The 13,774-nt window shown below is 36.9% G+C and carries 19 protein-coding genes, 2 pseudogenes and 1 other annotated feature; of the genes and pseudogenes, 7 read left to right on the forward strand and 14 right to left on the reverse strand.

What is annotated here, in order from left to right; translation table 11 throughout:
* The 3 genes from RBQ61_RS17500 to proS all read right to left on the reverse strand — a co-directional run bounded on the left by RBQ61_RS17500 (position 1) and on the right by proS (position 3,371).
* Positions 1–1,050 (reverse strand): hypothetical protein, encoded by a 1,050-nt coding sequence (locus RBQ61_RS17500; protein ID WP_308138490.1) that lies wholly within the window; start codon positions 1,048–1,050, stop codon positions 1–3.
* 19 nt (positions 1,051–1,069) lie between these two features.
* On the reverse strand, positions 1,070–1,696 hold the full coding sequence (locus RBQ61_RS17505; RefSeq protein WP_308138491.1) for a metallophosphoesterase: 627 nt from the start codon (positions 1,694–1,696) through the stop codon (positions 1,070–1,072).
* A gap of 229 nt (positions 1,697–1,925) precedes the next feature.
* Positions 1,926–3,371: a proline--tRNA ligase gene (gene proS, locus RBQ61_RS17510; protein WP_308138492.1), complete on the reverse strand. Its 1,446-nt coding sequence runs from the start codon at positions 3,369–3,371 to the stop codon at positions 1,926–1,928.
* 142 nt (positions 3,372–3,513) lie between these two features.
* Positions 3,514–3,714, reverse strand: a binding site (T-box leader).
* A gap of 206 nt (positions 3,715–3,920) precedes the next feature.
* Between proS and RBQ61_RS17515 the strand changes: the two genes are divergently transcribed.
* Positions 3,921–5,651, forward strand: coding sequence for a 5'-nucleotidase C-terminal domain-containing protein (locus tag RBQ61_RS17515; protein ID WP_308140150.1), 1,731 nt, complete (start codon positions 3,921–3,923; stop codon positions 5,649–5,651).
* A gap of 54 nt (positions 5,652–5,705) precedes the next feature.
* Here RBQ61_RS17515 and RBQ61_RS17520 read toward each other — a convergent pair whose 3' ends face one another.
* From RBQ61_RS17520 to RBQ61_RS17530, 3 genes are all read right to left on the reverse strand, one after another.
* Entirely contained in the window at positions 5,706–6,125 is a 420-nt protein-coding gene (locus tag RBQ61_RS17520; protein ID WP_308138493.1) for a hypothetical protein, read from the reverse strand.
* Positions 6,125–6,538 (reverse strand): metallophosphoesterase, encoded by a 414-nt coding sequence (locus RBQ61_RS17525; protein WP_308138494.1) that lies wholly within the window; start codon positions 6,536–6,538, stop codon positions 6,125–6,127. The genes RBQ61_RS17520 and RBQ61_RS17525 overlap by 1 nt, the downstream gene beginning before the upstream one ends.
* Before the next feature lie 140 nt (positions 6,539–6,678).
* Positions 6,679–6,936, reverse strand: coding sequence for a Veg family protein (locus RBQ61_RS17530; protein WP_308138495.1), 258 nt, complete (start codon positions 6,934–6,936; stop codon positions 6,679–6,681).
* 301 nt (positions 6,937–7,237) lie between these two features.
* Between RBQ61_RS17530 and RBQ61_RS17535 the strand changes: the two are divergent.
* The 6 genes and pseudogenes from RBQ61_RS17535 to RBQ61_RS17560 all read left to right on the forward strand — a co-directional run bounded on the left by RBQ61_RS17535 (position 7,238) and on the right by RBQ61_RS17560 (position 10,117).
* A pseudogene (locus RBQ61_RS17535) lies at positions 7,238–8,174 on the forward strand (magnesium transporter CorA family protein).
* A gap of 482 nt (positions 8,175–8,656) precedes the next feature.
* Positions 8,657–9,019 (forward strand): 4-(cytidine 5'-diphospho)-2-C-methyl-D-erythritol kinase, encoded by a 363-nt coding sequence (locus tag RBQ61_RS17540; protein ID WP_308138496.1) that lies wholly within the window; start codon positions 8,657–8,659, stop codon positions 9,017–9,019.
* Positions 9,012–9,524, forward strand: coding sequence for a 4-(cytidine 5'-diphospho)-2-C-methyl-D-erythritol kinase (locus RBQ61_RS17545; protein WP_308138497.1), 513 nt, complete (start codon positions 9,012–9,014; stop codon positions 9,522–9,524). The genes RBQ61_RS17540 and RBQ61_RS17545 overlap by 8 nt, the downstream gene beginning before the upstream one ends.
* A 62-nt stretch (positions 9,525–9,586) precedes the next feature.
* The gene (locus tag RBQ61_RS17550; protein ID WP_308138498.1) at positions 9,587–9,727 is read left to right on the forward strand and encodes a hypothetical protein; all 141 of its coding nucleotides are present in this window, start codon (positions 9,587–9,589) and stop codon (positions 9,725–9,727) included.
* 46 nt (positions 9,728–9,773) lie between these two features.
* Complete coding sequence (locus RBQ61_RS17555; RefSeq protein WP_308138499.1) at positions 9,774–9,872, forward strand: hypothetical protein; 99 nt, start codon at positions 9,774–9,776, stop codon at positions 9,870–9,872.
* A 47-nt stretch (positions 9,873–9,919) separates the two neighbouring features.
* A complete protein-coding gene (locus RBQ61_RS17560) occupies positions 9,920–10,117 on the forward strand; it encodes a hypothetical protein (protein WP_308138500.1) in 198 nt (65 codons plus the stop codon).
* A 108-nt stretch (positions 10,118–10,225) separates the two neighbouring features.
* Here the strand turns inward: RBQ61_RS17560 and RBQ61_RS17685 are convergent.
* The 8 genes and pseudogenes from RBQ61_RS17685 to RBQ61_RS17605 all read right to left on the reverse strand — a co-directional run bounded on the left by RBQ61_RS17685 (position 10,226) and on the right by RBQ61_RS17605 (position 13,764).
* Positions 10,226–11,197, reverse strand: a pseudogene (locus tag RBQ61_RS17685) (electron transfer flavoprotein subunit alpha/FixB family protein).
* Positions 11,198–11,320: 123 nt separating this feature from the next.
* Positions 11,321–11,560: a 4Fe-4S binding protein gene (locus tag RBQ61_RS17580; RefSeq protein WP_308138502.1), complete on the reverse strand. Its 240-nt coding sequence runs from the start codon at positions 11,558–11,560 to the stop codon at positions 11,321–11,323.
* 272 nt (positions 11,561–11,832) lie between these two features.
* A complete protein-coding gene (locus tag RBQ61_RS17690) occupies positions 11,833–11,985 on the reverse strand; it encodes a hypothetical protein (RefSeq protein ID WP_374049923.1) in 153 nt (50 codons plus the stop codon).
* Positions 11,986–12,272: 287 nt separating this feature from the next.
* The gene (locus RBQ61_RS17585; RefSeq protein WP_308138503.1) at positions 12,273–12,470 is read right to left on the reverse strand and encodes an FAD-linked oxidase C-terminal domain-containing protein; all 198 of its coding nucleotides are present in this window, start codon (positions 12,468–12,470) and stop codon (positions 12,273–12,275) included.
* Between the two features lie 71 nt (positions 12,471–12,541).
* A complete protein-coding gene (locus RBQ61_RS17590) occupies positions 12,542–12,667 on the reverse strand; it encodes a hypothetical protein (RefSeq protein ID WP_308138504.1) in 126 nt (41 codons plus the stop codon).
* 84 nt (positions 12,668–12,751) lie between these two features.
* Positions 12,752–13,213, reverse strand: coding sequence for a hypothetical protein (locus RBQ61_RS17595; RefSeq protein WP_308138505.1), 462 nt, complete (start codon positions 13,211–13,213; stop codon positions 12,752–12,754).
* A gap of 70 nt (positions 13,214–13,283) precedes the next feature.
* On the reverse strand, positions 13,284–13,502 hold the full coding sequence (locus tag RBQ61_RS17600) for a hypothetical protein (protein ID WP_308138506.1): 219 nt from the start codon (positions 13,500–13,502) through the stop codon (positions 13,284–13,286).
* Positions 13,474–13,764 (reverse strand): FAD-binding protein, encoded by a 291-nt coding sequence (locus RBQ61_RS17605; RefSeq protein ID WP_308138507.1) that lies wholly within the window; start codon positions 13,762–13,764, stop codon positions 13,474–13,476. Before RBQ61_RS17605 ends, RBQ61_RS17600 begins: the two co-directional genes overlap by 29 nt.
* Between the last annotated feature and the right edge of the window lie 10 nt (positions 13,765–13,774).

Raw genomic sequence — 13,774 nt, forward strand, 5'->3', positions numbered from 1 at the left:
TTAATCGGTAACTTTTCTTCTTCTGCTGCCGGAATGTGTTGGTGCCTTTGTATGGCTTGAAACAATTGCTTCTTCCATTGACTCTAAAGTGTTAATATCTTCCGGTGTAAGTTTTTCGTACATGCTTTGTCTGTAGGCTTTAACTTCATCAGCTTTTTTTACTTTTCTATTAGCCGGACTAACATCAAGCCAAGAAATTTTTTTATTTTTGTGATATAAGTCAAAATCTACCAGCCTTTTGCCATCAATTGTATATTCCAATGCCGCCAAAATTCGTTTAACCTCCTGGGGCGTAAAAAATGTAAATAATCTAACCTGGTAGGTCATCACTGAATATAGAAGCACTGCATAATCCTTAGTCCAGCTTTCTCCTAAAACCATTCCCATTTCCAGCTTTGACAGTATGAACATAAGCCTGTCATAGTGCTTCTGATACTCGCCCATAGAATCATATATGTTAATTCTAAGCTCATACCACTGGCTGTCTTTTAAGCTTTGGGTCATAAGTCTCAATCCCTCTAATCGCAATTTTCCACGAACCTCTATGGATGGGCGTGGGACTAATATCTTTGTATCCAAAATATCTGATGAAACCAATGGACCGTTAATTGACTTTTTGGTAAAGGCCAGAATAGTATCATCCTTTTCTCCCATTCCAATGCCCTCTATCCAATCAACTTCTTTGCCGTCAAATAGATCCTTAACCCTATCTATTAGCTTGCTTTCATCACCTGCTATACGCATAATCATTGATGTTGGACCCATGTCAATTTTTTGCAAAAGATTATATCCGCGACTATTAATAATTGTAGATAGTATCACTGAAGCAACATCATTAATGAGCACAATTTTTCTTGCATCCTCTATGTAGGTCTTTTCATAATTAATGCCTGTTATAAAACAAAGAGTGCTATTCTCTGATGCCCTGCCCATGCCCTGCTGGAAGCCTATAACTTCTCCATTAAGGCTTTTCTCTAAAAACTTTGTGGTTCCTTCAATATCTTCAGTTCTAATAAATAAATATCGTGGTCCCATCCTAAATAACAGCATAGTACATGCCCCCTTTCACTTATAAGCCGATTCTTTTTAATACAACGCCTCTTGACTCATTTGTCCCCACAGGATACTCTAAATGGAATACATTTTTATTTGATAAATCAATTATATTTATATTCAACACCCCATTTAAACAGACCGTTTTATTTTTCTTGTAATGTCCGGGTTCAATAGTATGTCCATAAAGATTAAAATCTGCCTCATAAAAATATTCCTTGTAGTAGTGTCCCACTGTAATTTTACAATCCTCTATTGTCAGCAAACCATCCTCAAGAATTGTTCCTCTCTTAGTCAGTTGGCTTACAGTTTCATAATCATCGTGGTTACCCAACACATAGTAGATTTTTGAAAATTCATTCTTCTCTAAACCTTCTATGAGCTTTGTAACACCTCTAGAGTAGCAATCAATTTTATTTTTATAAATTCCCAACTTAATATTATCCGCCATATCTCCTGTATGTATAACGTATTGAGGCTTTATGATATTAATTATTCTAAAAATATAATCGTAGATATCTACAGGAGTATCACTTATATGAAGCAGTATAGGCCCTTTTAATTCTTTTAAAATCTCCTCGGATATATAAGGAAAATTAAACAGTGATAGAAATTCTCTGTATATATCCTTTAAGCTTTTCATTATAGTTATCTACCTCCCAAGTTAAAATACAGAAAAATATAACTTTGTCTCAGTATTAGTTAAATCACATTTTTTTCATTATATCATAATATTTACTTTTTAAATATTAAAATCAAATAAAAAAACAGATCTTTGCGACCGTTCTTTAAGTCGTTATGATCTGTTTTTATATGTTCTTTTGCTACATCCCTATTAGTGGCTAGTTGGCCTGTATTGCCGGATTTCTATTTTAATATGCTCTGGCAACGTAAATCATATGCTTTGCCTCTTTGCCGCAAATGTGGCATTTGCACCCTAAATTCTCCTGCTCAAACGGGATGCATCTGATCGAAGCGCCTGTTTCATCTTTTAATTTGTCTTCGCACTCTCTGTCTCCGCACCACATCATTTTTGCAAATCCCGGGCGGTTTGGAAGATCTTTTTTATACTGTTCGTAGTCATCAACTACATAAGTATGTGTCTCTCTGTGAGTCTTAGCTTTTTCAAACATATCTACCTGCATTGAATCAAGCATTGATGAAATAGTTTCCTCAATATTGTCAAGCGACAATGTTTCTTTTTCAAGCTTATCTCTTCTCACAGCAACTGCCTGATTGTTTTCTATATCTCTCGGACCTATTTCTATACGAATTGGATATCCCTTCATTTCATACTGATTAAATTTCCATCCTGTTGAGTTTTCCTTGTTGTCATCAAGCTCGACTCTTATTCCGGCAGCCTTTAAAGAATCATACAGATTGTTTGCTTTTTCCATAACTCCTTCTTTGTTCATTGCAATAGGAATGATTACAACTTGAGTCGGAGCCATCTTCGGAGGAAGCACAAGCCCTCTGTTGTCAGAGTGAACCATTATAAGTCCTCCTATAAGCCTTGTTGATATTCCCCATGATGTATGATACGGATGCTCTTCCTGTCCGTTTCTTCCCTGGAATTTAATATCAAATGCTTTTGTAAAATGCTGCCCCAGGTTGTGAGAAGTTCCTGCCTGCAGAGCCTGACCGTCATGCATCAATGCTTCCATGGTATAGGTAGCATGTGCACCTGCAAATTTTTCTTTCTCGCTTTTTTGTCCTGTAATTACAGGTATAGCCATTAGATCTTCCGCCACCTGTCTGTAAATATCAAGCATCTGAAGAGTTTCAGCCTGAGCCTCTTCATTTGTCTCATGAAGTGTATGTCCTTCCTGCCATAAAAATTCCGAAGTTCTTAAGAATGGTCTTGTGGCTTTTTCCCATCTTACAACACTGCACCACTGATTATAAAGGTAAGGTAAATCCCTGTATGAATTCAACCATTTTGCGTACATATGACATATGATTGTCTCTGATGTTGGTCTGATAACCAATCTCTCTCCCAGCTTCTGGCTTCCTCCGTGAGTAACCCATGCCACCTCAGGAGCAAAGCCCTCAACATGCTCTTTTTCCTTTGTCAATAAGCTTTCAGGAATCAACAGAGGAAAATACATATTTTTATGACCTGTTGCCTTAAATTTTTCGTCGGCAAATTCCTGTATTCTTTCCCACAAAGCATATCCGTAAGGCCTTATTACCATGAACCCTTTAACTGGTGAATAATCCACTAATTCATTTTTTAGTATAACATCTGTGTACCATCTGCTGAAGTCTTCTTCCATTGGTGTTATTTCTTTTACAAAATCTTTTTCTTTTTTAGCCATAATTTCTCCTTTCACATTGCAGTCTCGCATTAAAATATAATTACTATAGTTCCCGTAAATCAGAAACTTATTGAAGTAACCCTACTCAGTTATCCATAATAAAAATGGATTTAGGGTATAAAAAAAATTAACCGCCTCTAAATCAAGAGGCGGATTTCCGCGGTACCACTCTAATTGCTGCAATTATTTGCAGCATCTCATTCAAATAAGGGGATTTCCCTTTGGGTTGTTACTCCCAAATACTCCGAGACGGGTTCGATATACAGAGGGCCAAAAACCTTTCACCAATCAGTTTTCTCTCTATTGCCATGTAAGTTCTACTGCTTCTCTTCATCGTAAATATTTATTTATAACTCATATTATAGAAAAAGTTTAGTTTTGTCAATCATTTTTGATATTTTTCTTATATTTATATGGGTATAATATTTTTTAGGTGCTTGAAAATGTTTCCAACTATTATTATAATAAGTAAAAGCATAACAATAATATAATTAGGAGGAAAGTAAGTATGAAAAAAGAGTAACAAGTTTAGTCTTAGTAGCATTATTAATACTAAGCAGCTTCAGCTTTGCATTTGCAGACGAAACAGGAATTACTGCTATTACTATTATCCACACTAATGACATTCACGGAAGGATTGAAGAAGACAGTTATAATAATGTAATGGGCCTTGCTAAAATAGCTGCATTGATTAAAGAGGCCAAAGAAGCAAATCCTAACACTCTTGTGCTAGATGCCGGTGATGTTCTCCACGGAATGCCCATAGTTAATATAAGCAAGGGTGAAAATGCCTTAAATGTTTTAGAAGCCGCAGGGTATGATTATATGACTATCGGCAATCACGATTTTAACTATGGAAAAGAAAGATTGTTTGAACTTAGAGATATGTCCGGAATCGGCATGCTGTGTGCCAATGTTTTAGATGAAGAAGGAAAACCAGTTTTCACTCCATACACCATTGAAGAAATGGACGGAGTAAAAATAGGAATATTTGGATTAGCCACTCCGGAAACCATGTATAAAACCAGCCCGTTAAACGTTGAGGGTTTGACATTTGCTGATCCAGTTGAAATTTCAAAAGAAATGGTTGAAGAATTAAAGGATCAGACTGATGTAATAATAGCTCTTGCACACATAGGTCTTGATGAAAGTTCTGTTATTACTTCCAAGGCAATAGCCCAAGAAGTAGATGGAATTGATGTAATAATAGACGGACACAGCCACACTCTTTTAGAGGAAGGCATGATTGTAAACAATACACTGATTGCACAGTCCGGAAATTATGATAAGAATCTTGGCTATGTTGATATAAGTGTTCAGGACGGCGAAGTTATAGAAAAAACAGCTCGCCTTGTTTCGGCTGAAGCTGCTGCAAACACTGAAGCTGATCCTGAGTTAGCAGCTATTATTGAAGAAATAAATTCCAAAAATAAGGAAACATTTGATCAGGTTGTTGCAAAAACAGATGTATATCTTGACGGTATAAGAGAGCATGTAAGAGCTCAAGAGACAAACCTTGGTAATTTATCCGCTGATGCCGTAAGAGCAGAGTCCGGTGCAGATGTGGCATTCGTTAACGGCGGAGGAATAAGAGTAGACATTCAACCAGGCGACATTACCCTGGGAAGAATAGCAGAACTATTCCCGTTTGGAAATATAGTACAAATTAAGAAAATAACCGGTGAAGATTTATTGGCAATGCTGGAACATTCAGTAAGTGGTTATCCGTCTCCGCAGGGAGCATTCCTTCATGTCAGCGGATTGACGTTTGAGTTTGATCCCGAACAGCCTGCAGGTCTGAGAGTTATAGATGTAAAAATCGGTGACAGCCCTCTTGATTTAACAGCAGAATATACTGTTGCTATAAATGATTTTATATCAGTGGGTGGAGACGGTTATGAAATGCTGTCAAAATATGACGTGGAAGCTGAATTTGGTACATATGAAGAAATTTTTGCAAATTATCTGAACACTAACGGAACTGCCGGAAGCGAAGTTTCAGGAAGAATAACTGTTAAAGAAACTGTTGCTGAAGAACCTGCTCCTGTTGAACCCGTTGAGCCCGAAGAACCGGAGTCCGTTCCCGAACCGGAGCCTGCTCCCGTTGAAACAGTTCCGGAACCTGCAGCTGAAGTAACATACATAGTTGTTTCAGGAGACGTTTTATGGAAAATAGCCGAAAAATACGACACTACATGGGAAATATTGACTGAATACAACAACTTAGCTAATCCTCACCTGATTTTCCCTGACCAGGCAATTAAGATTCCCGTAAAATAATTACCTGACTAAATGTAATAAAGGATTTGTGCAAGTGTGCACAAATCCTTTTGTTTATTGATTATTCAGCAAAAATACAGACAGCTCCGGAGGAGCCATCAGCCTGAGAGGTAATTGTGATGTCCCAAGCCCTGTGTTCACATATACCATGGTCTGTCTGAAATTATTAAAAGTATATATTCCGCCCGTGTATTTTTTCGCCAGAAGCGGAAGCCATTTGATAAAGGGAAGATTAACCTGACACCCGTGGCTGTGCCCTGCTAAATACAAATCTATTTCATATTCCAGCAAATAATCAATCACATCCGGCTCGTGGCTCAGCACCACATTATAGCATTCCTCATCCAGCAGGCTTATGAGCATTTCTTTGTCAAATTTTCCGAATATTGAGTCGTCCATTCCTATAATATTAACATTATACTCATCCAAAACAATTTTCTCATTTTTCAATATAACAAATCCGCTGTTCTCCATTATTTTTTATATGCGTATTCTGCTCCTCCTCCATAATCGTGATTGCCGTAAATAGCATACTTACCCATAGGAGCCTTGATCGACCCAAGTATTTTGCTTATTCCATCAATATTGTCCTTACCTTCGTAGCTGCTGTACTCATCTAATAAATCTCCGGTAAAAACTACTATGTCAGGATTTTCGCCATTTATTTTTTCTGCGACCTTCTTAATGTCTTTTTCATCAAAATATTCCGATATATGCATATCGGAGAACTGAAGTATTTTTAAATCTTTATCGCTTGAACTGATACGACTGTCCTTTACATTTATATAGTGGACCATTAATAGGTTAGTCTCAACATATCGGGCGTATATATACACAACAAAAGCAATCAACAAAAGAGTACTTATAAATCTTAAAAATTTTTTCACTGTAACACTCCATAAGAGATTTCAAGTTGAAGTATATCAAATTCGGCAAAAAAAATAAAGCGAAACTTAATTCATACAAAAAGTAATTTATGTATTGAATATAAGTTTACTTTATTTTTCGAGTTTCATCTTTTACACTATTATACGATTTTTGTTTCCTCTTCATCACATATGAAAAATTCAACGTAATTAGTTAAAATATCAATATAATTAAATGACACCACTCTTCTTAATCCTTTGTTATCAACGTGAACCGTAAATACTGAAGGATACGTGTCAGCGATTACCCCTTCACTAATATGCGACCTGGCTTTCCCTTTTCTTACTTTAAATTTAACTTTTTGGCCTACACATCCTTCTACCAATCCTTTTACCCTAGCTACAGAATTTGCCGTCAAAAAATCACCTTCTACACTATATTAAATGAAAATCAGGTAAAATTTATTCATTTATTAATATCTTTACCATAACAATGAAAAATATGTGCTTTTTCTTTAATTTACTTATTTTTAACTTGCAAATAATAAGAAAATAGACTATTATAATTAAGGCAATTAAACATATAAAAAGGAAGTGAATGTAATGGACGAGGTCCCTACGGTCAAACAGATTGCACAAAATAAACTTAATACTTCTCTATTACTGAACTTATCATCAATTTGGTAATAGAGGAAATCTATTATTAAATTGAGGTGAACAATGCTTGATATATTCAAATCTATTAACGACACTCTTTTCACACTGGAAGAAATAGAAGACGGAGCATGGATCAATCTGGTTGATCCGACACCCGAAGAACTGGATTTTATTGAAGACGAACTTTCAGTAGACAGAGATTTTTTAAGAGCAGCACTTGATGAGGAAGAATCTGCACGTTTAGAAACAGAAAATGATCAGGTTTTAATACTTGTGGATACACCTTATGTGGAAAAAACTGATGATCACATAATATATGAAACGCTGCCTCTTGGAATTATTATAACTGGAAAAAACATTATTACCGTATGCCTGAAAAATTCTATTGTCCTTGACCAATTTGAAAAGAACAGCATACGAACATTTTACACTTATAAAAAGTATCGATTCTTGTATCAAATACTTTACAAAAAATGCACAGAGATATCTTCTCTATCTGAGACAAATCGACAGAATGAGCAATTACGTTGAAAAACAGCTGCATCAGTCGATGAAAAATAAAGAACTTATTCAGCTTTTAGATCTTGAGAAATCACTTGTTTATATAACCACAGCGCTAAAGGCAAATCAAGTGGTGCTTGAAAAAATTCTTAGAATCAACATAATTAAAAAGTACTCTGAGGATGAAGATCTTCTTGAAGATGTAATAATCGAGAACAAGCAGGCCATCGAAATGGCTAACATATATAGTGGAATACTTAGCGGAACAATGGATGCATTTGCATCAATTATTTCAAACAATCTTAACATTGTAATGAAGCTGTTAACATCAATAACAATATTGATGGCTATTCCAACAATGTTCTCAAGTTTTTTTGGAATGAACGTTGCAAACATACCATTTGCTACATCTCCTTTCGGCTTTTGGATCGTATTAGGAGTATCAGTAGTTACAGCCGCAATCGTTGGGGTTGTTCTGCTGAAAAAGAATTTATTTTAACAAATGAATAGCACCCGATTTTCTTCAATTACACACTGGAAAATCGGGTGCTATTCATTCTGATTATCTATTTCTGTTTTTGGGGGAATCACCTCTTCTGTTAATCTATACATTAACGCCTGTTTTATTTACTACCGTTTAGATTCTGTAGAGAATACATTCAATTCAAACTCAGTCAAAATTTAGTTTAAAAGTATTAACTCATCTCATTCTTACTTTAAATCTTACATAAACAAATCAGATAATTATCTTTATCATACTTCTCAATACATTTACCAATAAACTAAAATCTGTCTTTTAAAGTTTATTTGAAATAATCTAAACGATAAATTTAAATAAAACATTTGCTGTATTTATTATATACCCAATTAAATTTTAATTAATCACAGTTTTTCAAATAATTAAAAAAATTTTTAAGTTGTTATAATTTGCTGGTTAATATATAATAAACACTAACTTTGTATTCTGATGAGGTTATAGTGATGAAAATTTATTCTTATGGAAAAATAAATTTATTTTTAGATATAGAGGGAAAGCTACAAAACGGATATCACCTTATAAAAACAATCATGCAGTCCATAGACATGCATGATGAAATTCAAATAAGTAATTACGATAAAGATGAAATTATTATACAATGCAGCACTCCGAATATTCCGGTTGATGAAAGGAATACATGCTATAAAGCTGCAGCTGCTATAAAAGAAATATATCATATAAATTCAGGAATAGTCATACAAATTAATAAGACAATACCTTCCGAAGCCGGGCTGGCAGGCAGGAAGCGGCAATTCAGCAGCTGTCATAAGAGGATTGAATATTTATTGGAATCTGAATATGTCTGAACTTGAAATGCAGGCAGTAGCTCTCAAAGTAGGATCTGATGTTCCATTCTGCCTAACAGGAGGAACTTATAAGGCTGAAGGTACAGGCGAAAAGCTTGCTAAGTTAAATGATTTTACTTGGGATAATATTTTAGTAGTAAAGCCGGATTTCTCAATGTCGACGAAGTTTGTATACAGCAATACTGAACCACGCCATTACAACTTGCATAAAAACAGTAAAATATTAGATTATATTAATTCAAACAACTTCTGTAGCACTGCCCAATCTGCATGCAATTCTCTTGAGAAGGTTGTTGAAATATTTCATCCTGAAATAAATAAAATAAAAAAAATGATGATACAAAAAGGAGCAATAAATTCACTTATGACAGGAAGCGGATCAGCAGTGTACGGGTTGTTTGCTGACAAATTGAGCCTTGAAGAGGCATATAAAAACATTTCAAGCATATATCCTCAAACATTTATAACTAAAACAATTAATAAAGGTTATCAAATAATTGTTTAGAGCAATTTATATGAGGGTATCAGCATAATAAATAAAAAGACTGAGGTAAATTATGAAAAAAATTGCTGCTAATTATTGGACTGATTGCTTTGCTGGCAACGGGCTGCACCAAACAAATTGAAGAAATCCCCAATGAAGAAGAAATAGGCGGACAAGAAACCGAATCTGAACAAGAAAAAAAGTGCTGCACTAATCGCCCCTGATTTCGAACTTAAATCGCTGGATGGCACTACCGTTAAATTAAGTGAATTGAGAGATAAAAATGTAATACTGAACTTCTGGGCAACATGGTGCGATTTTTGCGTTATTGAAATGCCAGATTTGCAAAAAATTGCAGGAAGCACATAAGGACGACCTTTGGTACTGACTGTCAACGTTGGAGAATCAAAGAGGTTGTGCAAGGCTTTCTTGAAGAAAATGGACTTGACATTAATGTAGTTCTGGATGAAGATATGAGTGTTGCAGGCACATACGGCGTACGCTCCTTCCCTACAACAATATCCATAAATAAAAAAGGCGAAGCCGTACAAAGGATATGTAGGAATGCTTTCATACGAGCAAATGGAACAGCTTTATGGCTTTTTGAGGAATAATATAAATTATTCAAAATTATGTAATATCCATAATACACTTTTAAATGCGGCTGCGAATTTATCGCAGCCGCATTTTATACCTATTCGCAAAAATTTATTTCGTTTCCTTTATTTTTCTGTAAGTATGGGAAGAATTTCTTTGATATCACCTACTATTTTGTAATTTTGCGACTTTAAATATTGGTGCATCAGGGTCATTTGTTTATTGCCACAATAGTTTCTATATCTGCAAGACCTGCAAGGTGCTGTATAGCACCGGATATACCACCAGGCTATATATATTTTGGGAGCAACTGTCTTGCCCGTCTGTCCTACTTGCTGGCTGTAAGGCATCCACCCTGAATCAACAACCGGTCTGGAAGATCCCAGCGCACCTCCCAGAGCATCTGCCAGTTCCTGAGCCATATGAATGTTTTTCTGGCTTCCTAATTCCTCTTCCTACGCTTACGATTATATCTGCATCTTAGAAAGATTTAACCCCTCGTCATTGTCAATATCTCTTATTTTTTAACAAAACTTTCTACGGGAGACGGGACATCCAAAAATGTTATTCTGCCTTTTCTTTCATAGTCAGGTTCCTTTTGTTTAAAAACCTTGGGGCAGAACGGTGGCCATCTGAGGTCGGTTATTGGGGGCACACTATAGTCCGCCCATCAAATTTCCACCAAAAAGCCGGTCTCGTCTGGAGAAGCAACCTTTCTTCTTTATCTATTTCTAATAATGTACAGTCGGCAGTAAGTCCTGTACGAAGCGCCGACGAAATATGAGGAGCAAGAGACCTTCCGTTTTGATGTCGCTCTCCCTATGAGCACTATTTCAGGCTTGTATTTCTTTACTAGATCAAGCATTACCTCGCCGTAAATGTGGTCATTGAAATCTTTAAACCATGGAGCATCCATTATCATAACTTCATCAGCTCCATATGCAATGAGCTCTCCCGGAAGGCTTCCTATGTCTGACACCCAGTATTACAGCTGTAACATGAGTATTTAATTCCGCTGCCAATTCCTCGGCCTTTCCCAGAAGCTCCAGTGCAACTGGTTTTAGTTTGCCGTATCTCTGCTCAGCAAAAACCCATATACCCTCGTATGCACTTAAATCCTTTTTGTACTTTCATCTCTTATAAATTCAAAATTGCTCCAAATTTGCAGCTTTCCACACAGGAACCACAGAGGGGTGCACTTAGACCCTATAACAGCTTTTTTATCCTTTAATTCTATAGCTCCAGAAGGGACATGTTCCTATACATCTTTTGCAGCCAACACACTTTTCCTTTATGATGCTTATACTTGCCATTATCTTCACCGTCCTTAAACTTCTATGGAAAGCAGTATCTCGGCCAGTTTTTCTGCCTTCTCCCCCGGGACTGCCATTTATTTCGACGCTGTTCACTTCATAGACAGGCACAAATGTCTTTCTTACCTGTGTCGGAGAGCCTTTCAATCCTGCTCTCTCTTCATCAGCGTCGATGTCGCCAAAAGTAACAATTTCTATCTCCGCCTTCTTAGACTTCTTGGTAGCTTTTTATGGAAGGAAGTCTCGGCATGTTTATCTCTTTGACAGCTGTAATAAGCGCCGGTAATTTAATTTCAATTTCTTCATATCCATCATCTGTTATTTTCATGCAGCACATGGTATCTTTTTTTTATTTCAATTATTTTGCTGATATTTGTTGCATAAGTGCGATTCCCTAGAGGATTTTGCAAGGCTTGGCCCTACCTGCGCCATGTATCTCCGTCTGTTGCCTGCTTTCCGCAGATTATCAAATCATAGTCACCGATTTTTTCCACACCTTTGCTGAGAGCATAAGACGTTGCCAGAGTATCAGAGCCTGCAAATTTTTCTGTCCGTAAGAAGCATAGCCTTATCGATTTTTAATGCATACTGCTTCTCTCATCATTTCAGCCGCAGCGGGAATTCCCATGCTTATTCCGAAAAACTTCCGCTCCGTATTTCTCTTTTATTCTCACAGCTTCTTCTATGGCATATGTGTCAAAAGGATTAATTATTGTGCCGGTAACGTTCTCTCTTATGGAGTTAGTATTTGTTTCAGGGGTCCATTTTTACTTCGTTTTGTTCCGGGGACACTGTTTAATGCATACGATAATTTTCATATGTTTCCCTCCTCTTTCTCATAGGAAATATTGTTCCTCTATTAAAAACAACTGCTTCGGATCTGAAATATTTTCTTTATGTTTCGCATTTCATTCAATTCACTGTGGCTGTACATTTTTTGAAGAAAAGGAACCTTTAACTTCCCGACTCCATGTTCGGCCGACACAGCGCCGCCCATTGCGGAAATTTTTTCAGCCCACAACAGGAATGAATCCTTTCCGCTTTTATACTCGTCCATATTTCTCCGGAATTAAGTTTACATGAAGATGATTATTCCCTATATGACCAAATATAACAGCAGCATGAAGTTTATTCTTTTCTATATCTTCGTTGTACATTTTCCATAACTTCCTTAAGTTTATCATCCGGAACCGACATATCTGTTCCCAGCTTTCTTATATTTGGATCTATCTTTTTCACTTCATCTATCTGCATATTTACGCACTCGGGACATGCATGCCTGAGAAAGCGTGCAGCTTCTCAAGACTGACAGGATTATTTGCAACCCACGTTGCATCCTCATCGCCGCATAGCTTTGCAATAACATCTCCCAGCTTTTCGAATTCCAGCCCAGATTTCTGTGTCTGAATCTCCTTCAATTTCTGTGTACACTGCCGTATGGTAGCCTTCCTTTATCTCTTGCACAGAGGAAAAAGCCGGGTTTGTCTTCTGCTGCACTTTAAGCATTTCCAATGCGCTTATGGGCTGAAAAAATTCGATGGCCGAAGGTTTGATGTTAAGCGGCTCCATGTTGTCGAACAGTTTTCCCCTCTCAATGCCCTCACCCGGATCCAAAGCCTTGTCCTCATCCGGCATAAAAATAGTAACTTGCCCCAGTTTTGATTTATGTGTTCTGTTTAGCTCAATTTCAATCTCCGTTATTACTCCCAGAGTTCCGTCAGAGCCTACTCTAAATAAATCTATCATATCCATGGCAGGCTTGTTGCAGTATCCTGAAGTATTCTTCTTCACATCAGGCATTTTATATTTCGGAAGTTCACCCGAAATTTTCCTTTCCCGCTCTCCGGTTACAAGGGTAAACCCTCAGCCTTCAGAGACAATATTTCTCCCTCTTGCCATGGCTTAAAACATCTCCATTCGCAAGAACCACTCTTATGGCTGTCCACATGATCTCTTGAAAGGGAACCGTATCACCAAAACTTTTTGCACCTGAAGCATTGCATGATACCATACCGCCTATGGATGCAGACGCCTCGGTAGGGTCAGTTGAATAAAACCATTCATTTTTTCGCCATATGTTCCAAGGCATCTTTTGATTCCTTGCCCCAATCCGTCGTTATAAATGACTTGTTAAGCAGGTATTTTCTGATTTCGGCAAGAAGAACACCTGGCTGTACACTTAAAAAGAACCTGTCCTGCTTTTTATCGTACCTTGCTCCAATTACACTGTTCATCCTGCTCAGATTTATAACATGTCCTCCCATGGGAACCGCAGAAGCGGCAAGCCCAGTGCGCGCTCCTTGTATAGTTATAGGCACACATTTAGAAGCACATTCTTTAACCGATGCCATAATTTCTTCT

This window comes from Sedimentibacter sp. MB35-C1 (assembly GCF_030913635.1).
GTDB lineage: Bacteria > Bacillota > Clostridia > Tissierellales > Sedimentibacteraceae > Sedimentibacter.

Coding starts and splice junctions, on each gene's coding strand:
- RBQ61_RS17600 (WP_308138506.1), bottom strand. CDS start 13,502: ATGCCTTGGAACATATGGCGAAAAAATGAATGGTTTTATTCAACTGAC.
- RBQ61_RS17505 (WP_308138491.1), bottom strand. CDS start 1,696: ATGAAAAGCTTAAAGGATATATACAGAGAATTTCTATCACTGTTTAAT.
- RBQ61_RS17500 (WP_308138490.1), bottom strand. CDS start 1,050: ATGCTGTTATTTAGGATGGGACCACGATATTTATTTATTAGAACTGAA.
- RBQ61_RS17540 (WP_308138496.1), top strand. CDS start 8,657: ATGAAAATTTATTCTTATGGAAAAATAAATTTATTTTTAGATATAGAG.
- RBQ61_RS17595 (WP_308138505.1), bottom strand. CDS start 13,213: ATGCCTGATGTGAAGAAGAATACTTCAGGATACTGCAACAAGCCTGCC.
- RBQ61_RS17605 (WP_308138507.1), bottom strand. CDS start 13,764: ATGGCATCGGTTAAAGAATGTGCTTCTAAATGTGTGCCTATAACTATA.
- RBQ61_RS17520 (WP_308138493.1), bottom strand. CDS start 6,125: ATGGAGAACAGCGGATTTGTTATATTGAAAAATGAGAAAATTGTTTTG.
- RBQ61_RS17545 (WP_308138497.1), top strand. CDS start 9,012: ATGTCTGAACTTGAAATGCAGGCAGTAGCTCTCAAAGTAGGATCTGAT.
- proS (WP_308138492.1), bottom strand. CDS start 3,371: ATGGCTAAAAAAGAAAAAGATTTTGTAAAAGAAATAACACCAATGGAA.
- RBQ61_RS17585 (WP_308138503.1), bottom strand. CDS start 12,470: ATGGACGAGTATAAAAGCGGAAAGGATTCATTCCTGTTGTGGGCTGAA.
- RBQ61_RS17590 (WP_308138504.1), bottom strand. CDS start 12,667: ATGCAGATAGATGAAGTGAAAAAGATAGATCCAAATATAAGAAAGCTG.